This window comes from Bifidobacterium sp. JNUCC 75, assembly GCF_054819865.1.
Map to the genome: position 1 here is coordinate 371,945 of NZ_JBTHIF010000001.1, position 17,930 is coordinate 389,874.

The 17,930-nt window shown below is 62.2% G+C and carries 13 protein-coding genes; 1 reads left to right on the forward strand and 12 read right to left on the reverse strand.

Going from position 1 to position 17,930, the window contains the following annotated elements; genetic code table 11:
* Position 1 precedes the first annotated feature (1 nt).
* The 9 genes from ACVWNW_RS01555 to rpoZ all read right to left on the reverse strand — a co-directional run bounded on the left by ACVWNW_RS01555 (position 2) and on the right by rpoZ (position 10,081).
* On the reverse strand, positions 2-205 hold the full coding sequence (locus ACVWNW_RS01555; protein ID WP_454482624.1) for a ubiquitin-like protein Pup: 204 nt from the start codon (positions 203-205) through the stop codon (positions 2-4).
* 24 nt (positions 206-229) lie between these two features.
* Positions 230-1,066, reverse strand: coding sequence for an inositol monophosphatase family protein (locus ACVWNW_RS01560; RefSeq protein WP_045935548.1), 837 nt, complete (start codon positions 1,064-1,066; stop codon positions 230-232).
* 90 nt (positions 1,067-1,156) lie between these two features.
* Complete coding sequence (dop, locus tag ACVWNW_RS01565) at positions 1,157-2,647, reverse strand: depupylase/deamidase Dop (protein ID WP_461196302.1); 1,491 nt, start codon at positions 2,645-2,647, stop codon at positions 1,157-1,159.
* A 14-nt stretch (positions 2,648-2,661) separates the two neighbouring features.
* Entirely contained in the window at positions 2,662-4,224 is a 1,563-nt protein-coding gene (arc, locus tag ACVWNW_RS01570) for a proteasome ATPase (protein ID WP_454482628.1), read from the reverse strand.
* Between the two features lie 66 nt (positions 4,225-4,290).
* Positions 4,291-5,265: a methionyl-tRNA formyltransferase gene (gene fmt / locus ACVWNW_RS01575; RefSeq protein WP_454482630.1), complete on the reverse strand. Its 975-nt coding sequence runs from the start codon at positions 5,263-5,265 to the stop codon at positions 4,291-4,293.
* Positions 5,266-5,310: 45 nt separating this feature from the next.
* Positions 5,311-6,015 carry an HAD family hydrolase gene (locus ACVWNW_RS01580; RefSeq protein ID WP_144177404.1) on the reverse strand — a complete coding sequence of 235 codons (705 nt, stop codon included), beginning with the start codon at positions 6,013-6,015 and terminating at the stop codon, positions 5,311-5,313.
* Between the two features lie 102 nt (positions 6,016-6,117).
* The gene (locus ACVWNW_RS01585) at positions 6,118-8,421 is read right to left on the reverse strand and encodes a primosomal protein N' family DNA-binding protein (protein WP_454482633.1); all 2,304 of its coding nucleotides are present in this window, start codon (positions 8,419-8,421) and stop codon (positions 6,118-6,120) included.
* A 92-nt stretch (positions 8,422-8,513) separates the two neighbouring features.
* A complete protein-coding gene (metK, locus tag ACVWNW_RS01590; RefSeq protein WP_046323134.1) occupies positions 8,514-9,734 on the reverse strand; it encodes a methionine adenosyltransferase in 1,221 nt (406 codons plus the stop codon).
* Between the two features lie 62 nt (positions 9,735-9,796).
* Positions 9,797-10,081, reverse strand: coding sequence for a DNA-directed RNA polymerase subunit omega (gene rpoZ / locus ACVWNW_RS01595; RefSeq protein ID WP_015022131.1), 285 nt, complete (start codon positions 10,079-10,081; stop codon positions 9,797-9,799).
* 178 nt (positions 10,082-10,259) lie between these two features.
* Here rpoZ and ilvD point away from each other — a divergent pair, with 178 nt between their 5' ends.
* Complete coding sequence (gene ilvD / locus ACVWNW_RS01600) at positions 10,260-12,119, forward strand: dihydroxy-acid dehydratase (RefSeq protein WP_029678603.1); 1,860 nt, start codon at positions 10,260-10,262, stop codon at positions 12,117-12,119.
* 85 nt (positions 12,120-12,204) lie between these two features.
* Here the strand turns inward: ilvD and gmk are convergent, their stop codons facing one another.
* The 3 genes from gmk to carA form a co-directional block, all read right to left on the reverse strand.
* Positions 12,205-12,828 carry a guanylate kinase gene (gene gmk, locus ACVWNW_RS01605; protein ID WP_454483331.1) on the reverse strand — a complete coding sequence of 208 codons (624 nt, stop codon included), beginning with the start codon at positions 12,826-12,828 and terminating at the stop codon, positions 12,205-12,207.
* Between the two features lie 97 nt (positions 12,829-12,925).
* The gene (gene carB, locus ACVWNW_RS01610) at positions 12,926-16,300 is read right to left on the reverse strand and encodes a carbamoyl-phosphate synthase large subunit (RefSeq protein ID WP_454482636.1); all 3,375 of its coding nucleotides are present in this window, start codon (positions 16,298-16,300) and stop codon (positions 12,926-12,928) included.
* On the reverse strand, positions 16,293-17,522 hold the full coding sequence (gene carA / locus ACVWNW_RS01615) for a glutamine-hydrolyzing carbamoyl-phosphate synthase small subunit (protein ID WP_454482638.1): 1,230 nt from the start codon (positions 17,520-17,522) through the stop codon (positions 16,293-16,295). The genes carB and carA overlap by 8 nt, the downstream gene beginning before the upstream one ends.
* Positions 17,523-17,930 lie beyond the last annotated feature (408 nt).

Here is a 17,930-nt window from a genome sequence, read left to right on the forward strand (position 1 = left end):
ATCACTGGCCGCCCTTCTGGACGAAGCCCTGTACATACTCCTTGGCATTGGTCTCCAGAGTGGTCTCGATGTCATCCAGGACAGCATCCAGGTCGGACTCAGCTGCCTGGTCCTGTTCATATGCAGCAGTCTGCGGCAGATTCTCTTCCTGTTCCTGCTGCTGACCGGCTGCGATGCGCCGTCCTTGTTGGGATGCCTCAGCCATGGTCGCTCTCCTTCCCGGCGCGAATCAGCGCCCGCTCAGATACGTATTCAAATCCTCCGCGATGAGCCCGTTGGTAGCTACCACGTCGTTGCTGCCCTCCCAGCGCACATGCCCGCCGTCCCAGCGCCAGAGGGTACCCTTGGCCTCTCGGACCACAACAGCAGCCGCAGAGACAGCGGGGATGTCCCAGGAGTGCAGGGCCGGCTCAAAATAAGCATCGTAGCTGCCGTCCGCTACCCGGCACAGGTCCAGCGAGACCGGACCGACGCGCTTGATGTCGGCAGGCTTGCCGGCCATGCGCGAGACGATCTGCAGGACCTTTTCGGACTCGTTGGGGAAGTATGACATGCCGAAGCTGATTACTGATCCGGTCAGGGTGGTCATAGTGGAAGGGATGATTTTCTCCCGTTTGTCACCCACAATGGTCCGCCGGATCCTAATGGCGCCCTGGCCCTTGGCAGCCAGATAGGTCAGGCCCAGTACCGGTGCATGCACGATGCCCAGAACCGGTGAAGCATGGCCCTTCTCGTCCACGGCGAACAGGGAGATGGTAAGCGTCCATTCGGCCATGTTGCGCACATAGTTGACCGGACCGTCGATGTGGCCCAGACACCAGTAACGGCCGCCTGGACGCCGGTTGCCGGCCTCCTCTTCCCAGAAGCCGTCCATGGGGTCAAGAGCGGCGATCTTGGTTCGGCAGTAGCGAATCAGACGTGTGTCGATGCCTGGCGAGAACTGGGTGCCCTGGCCGATGGCCGAGGTGGAGCGGGGATCGTGGGGGTTGATCTGGTCCTGAAGGGCATGACGACCGGCCTCCACGGCAATGGTGGCGGCCTGCATGGCCAAATCGCGCAATTCCATACTTCTCTTCTCTTTCAAACGGGTGGTCGAGGCATTGCCGACCGTGGTCCACCGGTGGTCGTCCGGTCGGATATCGGACTATTGTCTGCGCTACGAGCAGTATATGTCGCGGTCATCCCGGCAGGAAGACCGTGTGTGGCTCAGAGGATCGGACAGATCCACAACCCTGGTCCTAGGCTCTCCCTCCGGTCCCTGCTCCTCAAGAATGACACGACTCCAGGAGATGCCCCTGACCGCATCAGGGCAGCGGTGGAGCAACTGGGAACGGCACCAGGCCCGGGTCTGCTCCGGCCCCTGGTCCATGGCCTTGGTGATCTGGCCGGGATCTGCCAGTCGCAGGATGGATCCTCTGAGTCGCCAGGGCAGATCACGGCCGGGATCCACCCGTGCCCAGGCCAAATCCAGGGCCGCCAGACGGGGATCCGACCAGTCCGGTATGGCCCGGCGACGGCGCAGGCGCTCCAAAAGCTGCCATTTGAGCAACCATTCCAATCTTCCCGCCTGATCGGTCATAGCAAGACGGGCCTCGTCGTCGCCCGAACGCACCACAGCCAGATCCTTGAGCACCTGGTCCCAAAGGTTCAAAACCCGGTCGTCGGCACAACCTGGCTGGTCGGCATCCCGTCTGGCCTGGCGGGCCGCATCCAGGAGTGCCTTTTGGATGGTCAGCGCATCGGCGCTGCCTCCGTTTGCCAGAGCAAGCGGCTTGGCCAACGTGACATCACGGGAAACCGTGTGCAGTGCAGACACCGGATCATCCAGGGTCCAGCGATCCAACAGCTCATCGATTTGGCGGGTCGAATCGCCCTCGGATTCCAAGAGTCCCAGCAGCAGATCGGTGGTCCCCAGCTTGAGAACCAGGGGGGCATCCAGCCGGTTGGCGTCGCCCACAATCACATGGAGACGGCGACTGTCCGGCCCTGCATGCGACTCGTCCCTGGTATTGATGATTGGCCGCCCGAAGGTGGTCTGCAGTCCAATGCGGCTGGTCAGATAGTCGGCGCGCTGGCTGAGCTGGAAGCCAGCCTCCTCGCTCCTGGGTCCCAGGCCCACTCTGCCCGAACCGGTATAAATCTGCCTGGTGACGAAATGAATGGTCATCAGGGCCGCTACTCTGGCAAAGGGCACCGCCCTGTCCATCAAATAGTTCTCATGGGATCCCCAGGCAGCACCCTTGCCGTCCACGTTGTTCTTGTAGAGCGCCAGGCCCCCTGCCCTCTCTGCTGCCTGGGCCATCATCCGATCACCCGCACGGTCCTGGACCAGCGCATCGAAAGCATTCACCGTTTCGGCCGAAGCATACTCGGGATGGGCATGATCCACGTAAATCCGGGCACCGTTGGGAGCTGCCACATCGATCAGCCGTGCACCGGGCGCATCCGTGAGCATGCTCGGAGCGGCAGCGGAACGCGGCAACCGACCTCCCCTGGCATCATTGACCGGATCCTCACCTCCGTAGTCCCAGCGAATGTGGGCCAGGTCCGGATGGGCGGCGGCCCTTACCAGACGCAGGGCCAGAGCACGTGGATCAGCGCCAGGATCCTGAGGGTCGGCAATGGCGTACTCCGTCTCGGTACCCATAACCCGCCCGGCACTCATGACCGCTCCCCTGGCCCGTCGACAGGGCGAACCTCCTGGACCTGCCCTGGACGCAGTCCGGCCAGATCGGCCCAACGGTTCGGGTCCTGGCCGCGGAGCTCCTCAAGAGTGTCCTCATACTGCCCACGGACAGCCCTCATGCAGAGCCCACGGTCAAGACCCACCGGTCGACCCTGTTCGATTGAGGCCTTGACCGCCATGGTCTTGACCCGATCAACCAGGTTATGCAGCATGGCGCCGGAGACCACAGACTCCAGGTAGAGGGGCTGCCAGCGGCCCGTGGCATCCATGATTTTGCCCAGCAGATGGTCATCATCCCGAGCGAAGAGCCCGTCGACCAGCACCTGGATCAGATCCTCCGGACCGGCATCATCCTCCATGGGCATGTCTGAGCCCAGATACTTGCCCAGGATGGCGGCTGACCTGGTCCTGTCGGGCCGATCGATGCGGATCTTGACATCCAGCCGTCCCGGGCGCAGAACCGCCGGGTCAATCATGTCGATGCGGTTGGAGGCGCCGATGACCATGACCTGGTCCAAGGACTCGACACCGTCCAGCTCGGTCAGGAACTGGGGGACGATGGTGGTCTCCACATCCGATGAGATGCCTGACCCCCGAGTGCGCAACAGAGCATCCATCTCGTCGATGAAGACCACCACTGGTCCACCCTGGCCTGCCAAGCTGCGGGCCCGGGCGAAGAGACGGCGGATCAGCCGTTCGGACTCGCCCACGAACTTGTTGAGCACCTCGGGGCCCTTGACCGACAGAAAAACCCCATGGCCGTCGCTCTCCTGAGCCAGGGCGCGGGCCAGGGCCTTGGCAATCATGGTCTTGCCATTGCCGGGCGGCCCATAGAGCAGAACACCCTTGGGGGCCTGAAGCCCGTAACGACGCATCAAATCGGCATGCTGGTAGGGCAGCTGGACAGCATCACGGATACGCTCAATCTGCCTGTCCAAGCCGCCAATATCAGAGAAGTCCACGTCAGGAGTCTCCTCCAGCAGCATGTCGGATTGGTCCGACTCAGGCAGAACAGCCAGGGCCATTGAACAGCTTTCGTCCATGAGCAAGGCGCTACCCGCCTCGATAGGCTGGTCCTGCAGAGATCCTGCACGTGCGGCGACGCGGGTCTGCCCGGAGGGGTCTTCCACCAGCAAGGCACCGGATTCCAAGGTCTCGCACAGCGTGCGAACCTGCCCAGTCACCGGCTGATCGCCCACACGCACCACCACCATATCGGCGTTGAGCAGAACCTCCTGGCCAGCCCTGATCCGCTCGGCGCGGATATCAGGCGCCAGGGGCACCACCATCCGCCTGGAACCGTTCAGAATCAGCAGGCGGGCCTGTTGTATCCCCTGGCTGTCATAAGCGACAGAATCAACGCCCAAGGCCAGGGCAACCGTCAAGGGCGGCTGACCCAGCTGGGCCAACTGGCTCTTGGCCTTGGCCAGCTCCTTGGCAGCCCTGGTAAGCGCCGCAGCCAGGGCCCGGTTGCGGCGATCCCCGGCCTGATCCCGGTCATTTATATCGTCGGCCTGATCAACATCATCGGACTGCATGGCTTCTCTCCTTCGTCCGTCCCTGGAATTCCCGCTCGGTCTGGACAGCCAGCCTGGCGGAAAGGCTCAGTTGCAGCGGGCTCCCTCTTCCAACCGAGCTCCACGGGCCCAGTCCATAGCCTTCATGGCACGCTTGCCGGCAGCCTTGACCATCTGCAACTCCAGGGGCAGGGTTTTGGTGCCCACCCAGAGGTGGCGGCGGTCCATGGCAAGACGCCCAGGCTCCAGATGCTCAGGAAGTCCGGGCTCGTCCCCTCGGGCAGGTGCCGCCCTGAGCACGGTCAGCCCTGTCTGCTTGTCCTGCGGGTCATCGCCTTGCCGATACAGACACCAAGCTCCGGGCTCTGGGCTGCATGCTCGAACCTGCCGATCCAGGGCAAAGACGGGTACGTCGAAGCGCATGCGAGCATCCTGGTGGGTGATTTTGGCGGCCACCTGATAGGCGCCCTGCGTCTGCTCCTTGGGTTGAATCCGACCTTCAGCAAGGGCTTCCAGGCTGGCAGCCAGCAGGTGGGATCCATCCTTGGCCAGCCGATCCAGCAGCTCGCCCGAGGTCTCGTGCGGTCCAATCTCCACCGTGGACTGAGCCAGGATAGGCCCTTCATCCATGCCGGCCGTCAGCCTGAAGACCGTGGCCCCAGTGATGGTATCCCCGGCCCAAATGGCCCGCTGGACCGGCGCTGCCCCCCGCCACTGCGGCAGCAGAGAAAAGTGCAGGTTATACCAACCGCCTTCAAAGGCATCCAGGACCGGCTGACGCAGGATCCGTCCGTAAGCCACGACGGCCGCACAGCTGGCACCCGTATCCTGCAGCCGCGCCGGAAAATCCGGATCGGATGGGTTGTTCTCGAGAACGGGGATCCCCAGCTTCAGGGCTTCAGCCTTGACCGGACTGGGATGCAGATGCCTTCCACGCCCCTGGGGAGCGTCGGGTCTGGTAAGCACGGCAGCAACCCGGAAATGCTCCTGGTCGGCCGCCAGCAATCTCAGAGATGGCAAGGCGACCTGAGGCGTGCCCGCAAACAGCAATGTCATGACCATATCGGCAACCTCCTTTTCATCTGACGGCTTTGGACCACTACACTTTCACTGCACCTGAGGAATGTTCACTCCTGCCTCGATCAGGGCGGTGCGCAGCCCGTAGGGGTCACTGAATCTTAGGCTGCGGATGCCGGCCTTGTTTGCACCGACTACATTCATACCCTTGTCATCCACGAAGAGGGCCCTGTCAGCCTGGATTCCGAACTGGTCCAGGGCATACCGGTAGATGGCCGGGTCGGGCTTGAGCATGTGGATGGGCCCGGAGACCACCACCCCGTCCAGCCCATGCAGGAAGGAGTCGCCGTCCCAGGCGTGATGGAAGAGCTCGGCACTCCAGTTGGTCAACCCCCAGACACCCAGGCCTGCTGCTTTCAGATCCTCCACCAGCATGCGGGCCCCGGGCACAGGGCCTGTCAGCGAATCGACAAAGTGGTCACAATAGTAGGCGAACATGTCATCCCAAGGGGCTCCGCAGTTGGCGGCTACCCAGTCAAGGGCCTGGGCACAGGTGGCTCCGCCGTCCATCATGTTGTTGGCCCGGTAGAAGCCGGAACGGCTGTCATCCAACATGGCCTCGATACTTTTGTGCCCGTATCGGGCCACCATGGCCATCTCGGGCTGCCAACGAATCAGGACGTTGCCGAAGTCAAAGATGACCTGTTCAATGGGTTGACCTTGGGCCTGAGCCGCTTCCTGCTCAGCCTTGATCACATCTGCCTCAACCCGGATCTCGCCCGGCCATCCCTTCATGACTCTCCGCCTTTCCTGAATCCGTTCATATGCGCCTCTGCCCGCGCCCCCTCATGAAACCACGCCGCATAGACCCTGTGCGTATGCGCCTGAAGCGACAAATCAGGTCAGATCCTTGGGATCCATCCGGAAGCGCAGCTCTCCTCGCCCGCGACCGGCCACGTACTTGGCCTGAGCCTGCTTGAGATCGTCAGCCAACTTGTCCCGGCGGCTAGTGGGTACCCGCACCAAGGCTCGGACCCTGTCCTGGGTTCCCTCCAGATAGCCGGCTTTCAGTGTGGAGGGAGCAGGTATGGGCACAGGCCCAAGCAGGGCAGGAACAGGTTCAGTGCCAGCATCTGTGACAGCCTCCTGACCCGGCGCAATCCCGACTGCGTCAAGCATCCAGACGACGGCCTCCCTTTCACCCCAGATCGCAGCCATGCCAACCGCAGGGGGCATGGCAGTCAGCCGCCGATCCTCCAGATCCGCAGCGGCCAATACCGGCCCCTGCCAGGTCATCAGCGCCTGGGCCAGCTGGGGATCGCACTCCCCCAGCAGGAGCACTTGACCTCCCTGGGCCCGGGGGCGACAGAAGGAGGCCACGCGCATCCAGGCTCCCAGGGTGTCCATGCGCGCATCGATGCCAGGGGCATACAGGCTGGTCCAGGCATCCAGAATGGCTACGGCCCGGTATCCTCGCGACAGCCTGGGCAGATCAGGATCGTCTGTATCTGCTTTGTTGCCATCGACGCCCGAGCCGACCACCCTTGGCTCGGCGCCTGGAGTGGCAATGACCAGACTGGGACGATCCCGCACGCTCTCTACCACCCCGCGGGGCTGACTGGGCGAAGAGGTGACGATTGGCACATTTCTGAAGAGCATGCGCAGCTCCTGCGCCGTCCCAGCGGCGCCTACCCTGACCACCCGAAGCCGTGAACCCCCGCAATCCGGGCAGGACCAGTCCGTAGCCGCAGCACCGCACCAGGCGCATCGGGGCGCACCAGGCCGCCGTGCCCGCAGGGGTCCGGTACAGCGCGGGCAACGAGCTTGATGATGGCAGCGAGCGCAACTCAGGCTTTCGAATATGCCGTCCTGAGGGATGGACAGCAGAACCGGACCACGCTCCAAGGCTTTGTTCATAACGGCGACGGCGGTATGCGGAACCCGGGCGCCCACGGTCGGGTCGGCCATATGGCTCAGTTCCTTCCGGTTCAGCCAGCGAATCCAAGGAAGCAGGGTCGTCACAGCAGACCGATCAAGCGTCAAGGCGGTGCCTGGACCAGTCACACCAGAGTCCGCCTCGGTGGCCTCGGGCAGACTCTCCCAGTGGGAACGCACGCTTCTAGCACGGGCCATGGCCAGGAAGACACCGCCGTGGGCACGCGCTCGCAATCTCAACACTCCGCGGGCGTTGGCGTATGGCATCATCCCGTCGGCGTACTGGTAACTGGCATCATCCATAAGAGCGAAGAGGGCAGGACCCTCCACCGGCGCGTACATGGCGGCCCGCAGCCCGATGGCGCAACGGACCTGACCGGAAGCCAGAGCAAGATAGGCCCTGTAGCGCTCGGCGGGAGCCATGCCGCTGTCCAGAATGGCGAAATCACCGGACCAGCCGCGTGCCTCCTGTTGGCCCGGACCTGCTGAGACAGAAGGTCCAAAGGGACGCAGTCCCAGCTGCTGGAGAACTGCAGACAGGTGAGCCACCTGACGGGTGCCCGGCAGCACCACAACCGCCGCTCGGCCGGCAAGCAGTGCGCCAATCAATACCCTGGCAGCCAACAGGGCGGCCTGGTCCACGCCAGGCAGAATGTCAGTCAGAAAAGCAGCGAAGGCATCCTCTTCCAGCGACTGATCCAATTTCTCCAGCCCCTGATAGCCCGGATCAAGTCTTTGTTTCAGGTCCTTCTGTCGCTGGGCCAGCCCGGCCACCCAGCTGGGGTCGGATGCCAACCGGGGTTGACCGGGAACCAGCTGCTGCTCCTTGTCGATCCGGGCGATGCGAGGGGGCAGGGCCAGACGCAGAATGTTGGCTTCAGTACCCCCATAGGCTCTGGCGATAGCAGTGATGTCCGCGCGCAAAGAAGGTGAGATCAGACTGCGATCCAACACCACCCGCTCCAGATAGCGTAAGGATGCGCGAGGAACCTGGCTGTCTGAGACGCGTTCCCAGATGATGCCATTGACCCTGCGCGCCCCGAATCGAACGCGAACCAGACATCCCGGCTGTGCATGATCGGCCTGGTCAGCGTCCACCAGATAATCGAAGGTCCCGCCCAGATGAGTAGCCTGGACATCCAACACCACCCGTGCCACGGGGAGTTCATCGGCTGGTCGGCGCGGGGGCCTCTTTCGACTGCTGCTCGTACGACGACGTGGGGCAAGACCATCCAGGGCGGGCTGACTGACGGCCTGCGAATCCATGGCTGATCCTCTCGCTTTCACGATTAAGAGAGCCACGGCGAATTCCCCAGTTGATGACCCGGGAACCCGCCGTGGCTCTTGATGAACAGCTGCTACCTGGTCATGCCGATGGCGGCCTTGAGCTCGCCAACCTTGTCCACCTGCTCCCAGGTGAAGTCGGGATCCTCCCGGCCGAAGTGCCCGTAAGCTGCAGTCTTGGCGTAAATAGGCCTCAACAAATCCAGTTCATCGATGATGGCGGCAGGCCGCAGGTCGAAGACCTTGCGCACGGCCTCCTGGATCTGCTCCCGAGTGACACCCTGCTCGGTGCCGTAGGTCTCAACGTTGACGCTGACCGGATCGGCCACGCCAATGGCATAGGCCACCTGGACCTCGACCTTGTGCGCCAGTCCAGCGGCCACGATGTTCTTAGCCACCCAACGCGCTGCGTAGGCAGCGGACCGGTCTACCTTGCTGGGATCCTTGCCGGAGAAGGCACCGCCTCCGTGATGGGCCGCACCACCATAGGTGTCCACGATGATCTTGCGTCCGGTCAGTCCTGCGTCAGCCGCAGGGCCACCTAGAATAAAGGAACCGGTCGGATTGACCAGCACCCGGTAGCCCTGGTGCTCGACGGCCTTGCCGCAGACGCGATCCAGCACGGGCGTAATGACGTGCTCCATCAACTGCTCCTGCAGCCAGTCGCGCCCAACCTCGGGATCGTGCTGGGTGGAGATGAGGACCGTGTCCACCCGACGAGGACGGTCATCCTCATCGTATTCGATGGTGACCTGAGTTTTGCCGTCAGGCCGCAGGTGGGGAATGATCCCCTCCTTGCGCACCTGTGCCAGCCGGAAGGCCAGCTGATGGGCCAGGTATATGGGCAGAGGCATGAGTGTGTCGGTTTCATCGCATGCGTACCCAAACATGACCCCCTGGTCGCCGGCCCCCTGGGACTGGTAACGCTCCTCACGGGTGGCGGCGCTCTCCTGGCTGGCCGACAGCCGCTCCACGCCCTGGTTGATTTCCTTGCTCTGCTCGCTCAGAGCCACGGTCACGCCGCAGGAATCCGCATCCAGACCAATATCTGAGGAGGTGTAGCCGATTCTACGCAGCACGGACCGGACCTGGGACTGGATATCCGTGTAGCCCTGAGACGATACCTCTCCGAAAACGAAGAAGAGGCCAGTGGCCGCCGAGGTCTCCACAGCTACATGCGAGTGCGGATCCTGGGCAATCAGATCGTCCAGAATGGCATCGGAAATCTGGTCGCAGACCTTGTCTGGATGGCCCTCGGTCACTGATTCAGCCGAAATCAGCCGTCGCTCTGTCATTTCATTCACCTTTGTCTAGAAACCGTCACCGCCCGAGGACCCTGTACCAAGAGTCGAAAGGCTCAGTTGCCTTCGCTCAGATCGTCCTCGCCCAGGGTCTCCTCAAGCAGGCCCTCGTTGATCTCGCGGAAGGCGATGGACAAAGGCTTCTCCTGGTTCTGGTATTCGACCAGAGGACCGACGTTCTGCAGCAGGCCCTCATTGAGCTGCGTGAAATAGGAATTGATTTGACGGGCCCGCTTGGCCGCGAAAATGGACAGTGCATACTTCGAATCGGCGTGCTTCATGAGGTCGTCGATGGGTGGATTCGCAAATCCCTGCGGATGGGGCTCGGTACCGAATGCCATAAGATGTTTCTCCAATTCAACTGGATGAACCATTCATTCAATCTGTATGATTTTATCGCCCGGGCTCGATTTTAGCCCTGAAGGCTTCTCTGCCGGGAAAAGCAGTGTGAACACGCCGGAAATTCCAACATGTGGTCATGTTCGAGCCGTCACCGTCCACGTTCACTTGAATGAAACTATGCAGATGCGATCAGCCAAATTAATGAAGGAACGAGAGTTCGCGGGCGCCCGTGCTCTCTATCGTGCCGCTGGCGTCAAGGGCGAGGACTTCGGCAAGCCCATCGTGGCCATCGCTAATTCCTTCTCCGAGTTCGTGCCTGGTCACGTTCACCTGAACAAGGTGGGGCGTCTGGTCTCCAAGGCCGTCAAGGAAGCGGGTGGCATCCCCCGCGAGTTCAACACCATTGCTGTGGACGACGGCATCGCCATGGGCCATACCGGCATGCTTTATTCTCTGCCCAGCCGTGACCTGATTGCTGACGCTGTGGAATACTCGGTCAACGCCCACTGCGCCGATGCCCTGATCTGCATTTCCAACTGTGACAAGATCACCCCCGGCATGCTCATGGCCGCTCTACGTCTGAACATTCCTACAGTCTTCGTCTCCGGTGGCCCCATGGAAGCCGGACGTACCGTCATGCCAGACGGGACAGTCCAGGAGAGCACGGACCTGATTGACGTCATGTATGCCTCGGCGGATGACAGCATTGACGATGCGGGCCTGCTGGCCTTGGAGAAGACGGTCTGCCCCACCTGCGGGTCCTGCGCCGGCATGTTCACCGCCAACTCCATGAACTGTCTGACCGAAGCCATGGGTCTGGCCCTGCCCGGCAACGGCACCACCCTGGCCTCACACACAGCACGGAAGATGCTCTTCGAGCGTGCCGGCAAGCTGGTCGTCGAGATTGCCAACCGATACTACCAGGATGACGACGACTCGGTCCTGCCGCGTTCCATCGCTACCAAGAAAGCCTTCGAAAATGCGATGACCATGGATGTGGCCATGGGCGGATCCACCAACACCGTCCTGCACATCCTGGCTGCCGCGCAGTCGGCGGATGTGGACTTCACCCTGGACGACATCGAGCGCATCTCCCACACGGTCCCCTGCATCTGCAAGGCCTCTCCCTCCGGAGACTGGGAGATATCGGACGTTCACCGCGCCGGCGGCATCTGCGGCATCCTGGGCGAGCTGGACCGTGGCGGTGTCCTTCACCAGGACACGCATTCCATCGACTACCCTGATCTGGAGTCCAAGCTCAACGACTGGGACATCATGCGCCCCACCTGTCTGGATCAGGCCAAGGAGCTCTACCACGCAGCGCCCGGGCACATCACCTCCCCTGAGCCTTTCAACCAGTCCAAGGAGTGGGAGGACCTGGACACCGACCGCGTCAACGGCGCCATTCACGACCTGGACCACCCGGCCGTCTCTGAAGGCGGCTTGGCTATACTGCGCGGCAACCTGGCCCCCGATGGCTGCGTGGTCAAGACTGCAGGCGTGCCCAAGGAAATCTGGAACTTCCGCGGACCGGCCCTGGTGGTCGAATCACAGGAGCAGGCCGTTGAGGTCATACTGAACGGCACCCTGCACAAGGGTCAGGCCCTGGTCATCCGTTACGAAGGACCCAAGGGCGGCCCAGGCATGCAGGAGATGCTCTATCCGACCTCATTCGTCAAAGGCAAGGGAATCGGCAAGGACGTTGCCCTGCTGACCGACGGCCGCTACTCCGGCGGCTCATCAGGCCTGGCCATTGGCCATATCGCTCCTGAAGCAGCCAACAAGGGCCCCATCGCCCTGATTCGCAACGGCGACATGATCCGCATCGACATCCCCAACCGGCGTGTAGACGTCGAGCTGAGCGATGAGGAACTCGCCCAGCGCCGCGCAGAACTGGAGGCCGGCGAAGGCTATGTGGCCCACAGGGACCGCAAAGTCTCACTGGCGCTGAAGGCATACGCCGCTTTCGCCCGCTCTGCAGACAAGGGCGCCACACGCGACCCGGATCTGATCAACCGGTTGTCCGGTCTGGACTGATAGATCGAAAATCCCCCAATCGGGCTCTTACCCGATTGGGGGATTTTCGACTCTTCTGGAGTAAGGCCAAGTAAAGGCCTGATGCTCAGAGACCGTATTCCTTGGCGATTATCGCCCAGAGAGCCTGGGCGGCTTTATCCACGTTGTCGTTGACTATGACCTGGTCGAACTGATCCTCTGAGGCCAGCTCCACCTTGGCGGTCTCCAGCCTTCGGGCCCGTTGCTCCTCATTTTCGGTTCCCCGCATGTTCAGCCTGGTGACCAGGTCCTGGAATGAGGGCGGCGCCAGGAACACATAGAAGACTTCCAGGCCCAGCTCCTTGGCACGTTCGCGAACTCGGTGCGCCCCCTGCAGGTCGATCTCCAGAATTGTGGGCACCCCTGCCGCCAGATGGTCCAGGACAGGCTGCAGCGGGGTGCCATAGTGGGACATGCCATGAACCAAGGCGGTCTCCAGAAAGTCTCCGGCGGCTTCCCTGCGGGCAAACTCCTGCTCGTCCAAGAACCAGTAGGTGATGCCGTCCTTCTCGCCCGGACGCGGCGCCCGGGTGGTGGCCGAGACGGAGACCCAAACTTCCGGGTGGGCATGACGCAGGGCTGCTTCCACTGTGCCCTTGCCTACGGCCGTGGGCCCTGTCAACACGATCAGCCGGCCGCCCGTCTTCCCCGTCCCCCCGGTCTGTTCTCCCGAAGGGTCCTGACTCGACATATCGGCACCGCTGATTGCTGACACGGCCACTTCCTTTCCTAAAGGTCACTCTCCGGCATATCTGGACCGGAGCATGGGTCAATCATATAGCCAGAACCTACCTGGCCTTCTCCAGCTCAAGCAACCGGGCCGCGTGTTCCTGGATGCTCATGACCTCGTAGTCGTCCTTTTTGACCACGTCAATGGCCATCAGGGCGGCTGAGAATTCGGTGACGGTGGTGAACTGCGGCAGATCGGCAGCTATGGCGGCGACCCGGATCAGATAGCCGTCAGAGCGCGAACCCCTGGAACTGGGGGTATTGAGGATCATGTCGATGGCCCCATCCTCAATTAACTGGACTGGATTACGGCCCATGTGCCTGACCCCATCAGCATCAGTGAAGGGCCGACCTTGCTCCTCCTCGTCGCTGATCTTGTCGACAACAGCCACGTCAAAGCCGTACCGGCGCAGGACGGAGGCCGTGCCACTGGTGGCGCAGATGCTGAAGCCCTGCTCCAGCAGACGAGCGGCCAGCATAGGCAACTGACGCTTGTCCGCATCATTGACCGACAGGAAGGCGACCCCGCCGGAGGGCAATCCGCCCTGGTAGGCGGCCAGCTGGCTCTTGGCGAAGGCGTGGGGGAAGTCCCGATCGAAGCCCATGACCTCTCCGGTGGAGCGCATCTCCGGGCCCAGCAGAATGTCCACGGTCCGGCCAACCGGAGTGCGGAAGCGCTTGAAGGGCAATACCGACTCCTTGACCGCCACAGGCTGACCTACACGGACCATGCCGCCGTCGCCGACAGGCAGGAGCAGGCCATTGGCTCGTTGCTGCTCGATAGTCTCCCCCACCATGATTCGCGCCGCAGCCTTGGCCAGTGCCGTACCTGTGGCTTTGGAAGCGAAAGGAACCGTCCGGGAGGCGCGGGGATTTGCCTCGATCACATAGAGGGTGTTGGCCATGAAGGCATACTGAACATTGATCAGCCCCCGAACCCCGCAGCCTTGGGCTATTGCCAGGGTGGCCTGCCGCAGCCGGTTGATCTGGTCGTCGGAGAGCGTGGATGGCGGCAGGGTGCAGGCTGCATCACCGGAATGGACCCCAGCCTCCTCCACATGCTCCATGATTCCGCCGATGTAGAGTTCCTGCCCGTCATAAAGAGCATCCACATCGATCTCGATGGCATCCTGAAGGAACTTGTCAATCAACAGGGGCGAGGGCAGCCGGCCGGAGACCACTGTATCGGCCTTGGCTTCCTCCAAGGCTCGATCCACGTAGGTGCCCAGCTGCTGGTCGTCATAGACGATCTCCATGCCTCGTCCGCCCAGTACGTAAGAGGGCCTGACCAGAACCGGATAGCCGATGGCATGTGCCGCATCCCTGGCCTCATCCAGGGAAAGAGCGGTGCCGTACCGGGGGGCGTTCAGATGCTCCTTGCTGAGCACCTGACCGAAGAGCTCACGGTTCTCGGCCAGGTCGATGGATTCGGGGCTGGTCCCCAGGATGGGCACCCCAGCCGCCTTGAGCCTGGCCGCCAGAGACAGGGGCGTCTGACCGCCCAGCTGGACGATAACCCCTTTGACAGGTCCCATGGCCTTCTCGGCCCGGTAGATCTCCAGAACGTCCTCGAAAGTCAGCGGCTCGAAATAGAGCCTGTCCGACATGTCATAGTCAGTGGAGACCGTCTCGGGATTGCAGTTGACCATGATGGTGTCATAGTCCTTGCCCAGCTCCTGGACGGCGTGCACGCAGGTGTAGTCAAACTCGACCCCCTGGCCGATCCGGTTGGGGCCCGAGCCCAGGATGATGACCGCCTCACGTTGACGGGGTCGCAACTCGGACTCGTCGGCGTAGCAGGAGTAGTAGTAGGGCGTGACGGCATCGAACTCGGCTGCGCAGGTATCCACAGTCTTGTAGACAGGATGAAGGCCGAAGGCCCAACGCAGCTCCCTGACGACCGCCTCGCCCTGGTCGCCCATACCGCGCAGGTGGGCGATCTGCAGGTCGCTCAGTCCCGATTGCTTGGCACGGCGCAGCAGGTCCTCGTCCAGTACTTCGGACTGGCGCACCTGAAGCGCCAGGTCATTGATCATGCTGATCTGCTCCAGGAACCAGGGGTCGATCCTGGTGGCCTGGTGAACCTGCTCCACGGTGGCTCCGCCCCAGAAGGCCCGCTGGATCTGCAGGTAGCGGTGCTCGGTGGGGGTGTGCATGGCCTCCAGCAGCCGATCCGTTTCGGCCTGGTCGGGCCGGGGGCCATCCCAGGAGAAGGTCATGTGCCGCTTGTCGATGGAGCGCATGGCCTTGCCCAGGGATTCACGGAAGTTTCCGGCCAGGGCCATGGCCTCGCCTACGGACTTCATCGAGGTGGTCAGAGTCGTGTCCGCCCCGGGGAACTTCTCGAAGGTGAAACGCGGGATCTTGGTGACCACATAGTCGATGGTCGGTTCGAAGGAGGCAGGCGTTGAGCGGGTGATGTCGTTCTCGATCTCATCCAGGGTATACCCAAGGGCCAGCTTGACCGCGATCTTAGCGATGGGGAAGCCGGTGGCCTTGGATGCCAGAGCCGAGGAGCGCGAAACACGGGGATTCATTTCGATGACAATGATCCGGCCATTCTTTGGGTTGACGGCGAACTGGATGTTGCAGCCACCCGTATCCACCCCAACGCCGCGGATGATGGCGATGCCGATGTCGCGCATGCGCTGATACTCCCGGTCGGTCAGGGTGAAAACCGGGGCCACGGTGATGGAGTCACCGGTGTGCACGCCGACCGGGTCCACATTCTCGATGGGGCAGACCACAACCACATTGTCCAGGCGGTCCCGCATGAGCTCCAGCTCATACTCCTTCCACCCCTCGATGCCCTCCTCCAGAAGAATCTCATCGGTAGGCGAATAATGGATGCCAGCGCCGGCGATCCGCCTCAACTCCTCGCGATCGTGCGCGATGCCCGAGCCCAGGCCGCCCATGGTGAAGGATGGACGAACAACCAGGGGGTAGCCCAGTTCAGCGGCTACTGCCTCGGCCTCATCCAGGCTGTGGGCAATACGGGACTTGGCCGACTCGGCGCCGGCCTGGTCCACCACCTGCTTGAAGAGCTCGCGGTCCTCTCCCCTGTCGATGGCCTCCAGCGAAGCGCCGATCAGCTCAACCCCATAGCGCTCCAGCACGCCAGCCTTGCCCAGCTCCACGGCAGCGTTCAGAGCGGTCTGGCCGCCCAGGGTGGGCAGAAGCGCGTCAGGCCGCTCCTTGGCAATGATCCGCTCCAGGAAGGGCAGGGCGATGGGCTCGATGTAGGTAGCATCGGCCATCTCGGGGTCCGTCATGATGGTGGCGGGATTGGAATTGACCAGGATGACACGAATCCCCTCTTCGCGCAGCACCCGGCAGGCCTGGGTCCCCGAATAGTCGAACTCGGCCGCTTGCCCGATGACGATGGGCCCCGAGCCGATAACCATGACTGAATGGATGTCCTGCCGCTTAGGCATGTGCCTTCCCTTCCCTGGCGTCCTGCATCAAAGTGACGAACCTGTCAAACAGATAGGAGGCATCGTGCGGACCAGCCGCCGCCTCCGGATGGTACTGAACGGAGAAGGCCGGAATGTCCAGACACTCCAGACCCTCGACCACGCCGTCGTTGAGATCGACATGAGACACCCGGACACGGCCATATCGGCCTTCACCATACGGTGAGGGCACTGGGTCCCCCTTGGGTGCCTTGACTGCGAATCCGTGATTATGGGCGGTGATCTCAACCTTGCCAGTGCTGAGATCCATGACCGGCTGATTGATGCCGCGATGACCGAATTTCAGCTTATAGGTCTCGAAGCCCAGGGCACGGCCCAGAAGCTGGTTGCCCAGGCAGATGCCGAAGAATGGCAGCCCGGCATCCAAAACTTGCCTGAGGAGCGACACCTCCTCGTCTGCGGTCGATGGGTCGCCTGGACCGTTGGAGAAGAAAACCCCGTCAGGCCGCAGGGCCCTTATCTGCTCGATGGTGGTGTCGACGGGAAGTACGTGGACCCTGCACCCTCGCTCAGCCAGCCTGTGAGGGGTCATGGACTTGATTCCCAAATCCACCGCCGCCACCGTGCAGACAGGCTCTTTCGCCTGACGGTCTCCGACTGGTTCGACGATATAGGACCTGTGCGTGCTGACCTCGCCGGTCAGATGGGACCCGCTCATCTTGGGGGCCGAACGGACCTGGTCAAGGAGTTCCTGCATGGTCCTGGACCTGCCGCCGCCGTTAAGCATTGGGTCCGGGCCTGAAAAAATACCGGCCCGCATGACACCTGCAGAACGCAAGTGTCGCACGAGCCGGCGGGTGTCTATGTGACTGATACCGACGATGCCCTGATCGACCAGCTGGTCATGGAGACTGCCCCGGGCCCGCCAGTTGCTGACGTTGGGGCTGGGTTCCCGGACTACATACCCTGCCACCCAGATCCTGTCTGACTCCCCATCCTGGTCATTGACGCCGGTATTACCGATGTGGGGGAAGGTCTGCACAACGATCTGCCGAGCATAGCTAGGATCCGTCAGGGTTTCTTGATACCCAGTCATTCCGGTCGAGAAAACAATTTCACCTATGGTAGTGCCCACCGCTCCGAAGGCTCTCCCCACATACACTTCCCCATCCTCAAGGATGAGCAAGGCACGATTGGAGAAACGGCTATCGGAGGTGATGGTGTTGGTGTCTTTCAGGTTCACCGAACCCCCTTGATTACCGCGGATATTCGCACCCATATTAATGACCCCCATGGATTATGCCGGCAGACCCTGCCAAAAAAATGGTTGGTCAAATCTTCCAGGATAGACCGCTGGTCAACCAGTCCGAATAGGGCAAAAGGCCGACCTGATGCCCAGATAGTTAGCGGGCATCGGTCGGCCTTTATCCGAATCATTGTCAGTTGCCCGAAGGACGATCCGCATCGGGGGTAAGTTCCTCCGGCAAGGTCAGTTTCAGCTGGTCCAAGCTGGGGGCCGACTGGTCGACAGTATGGTCAAGAACCTGGTCGGAGTCCCCTCCTTCGGATCCAATCGCTGCCGAATCCGACTCGCTGTCAGCATGGGCATCCTCGAGGGGAACAGGCTCGGAGGCTGCAACCCCTGGCTTTG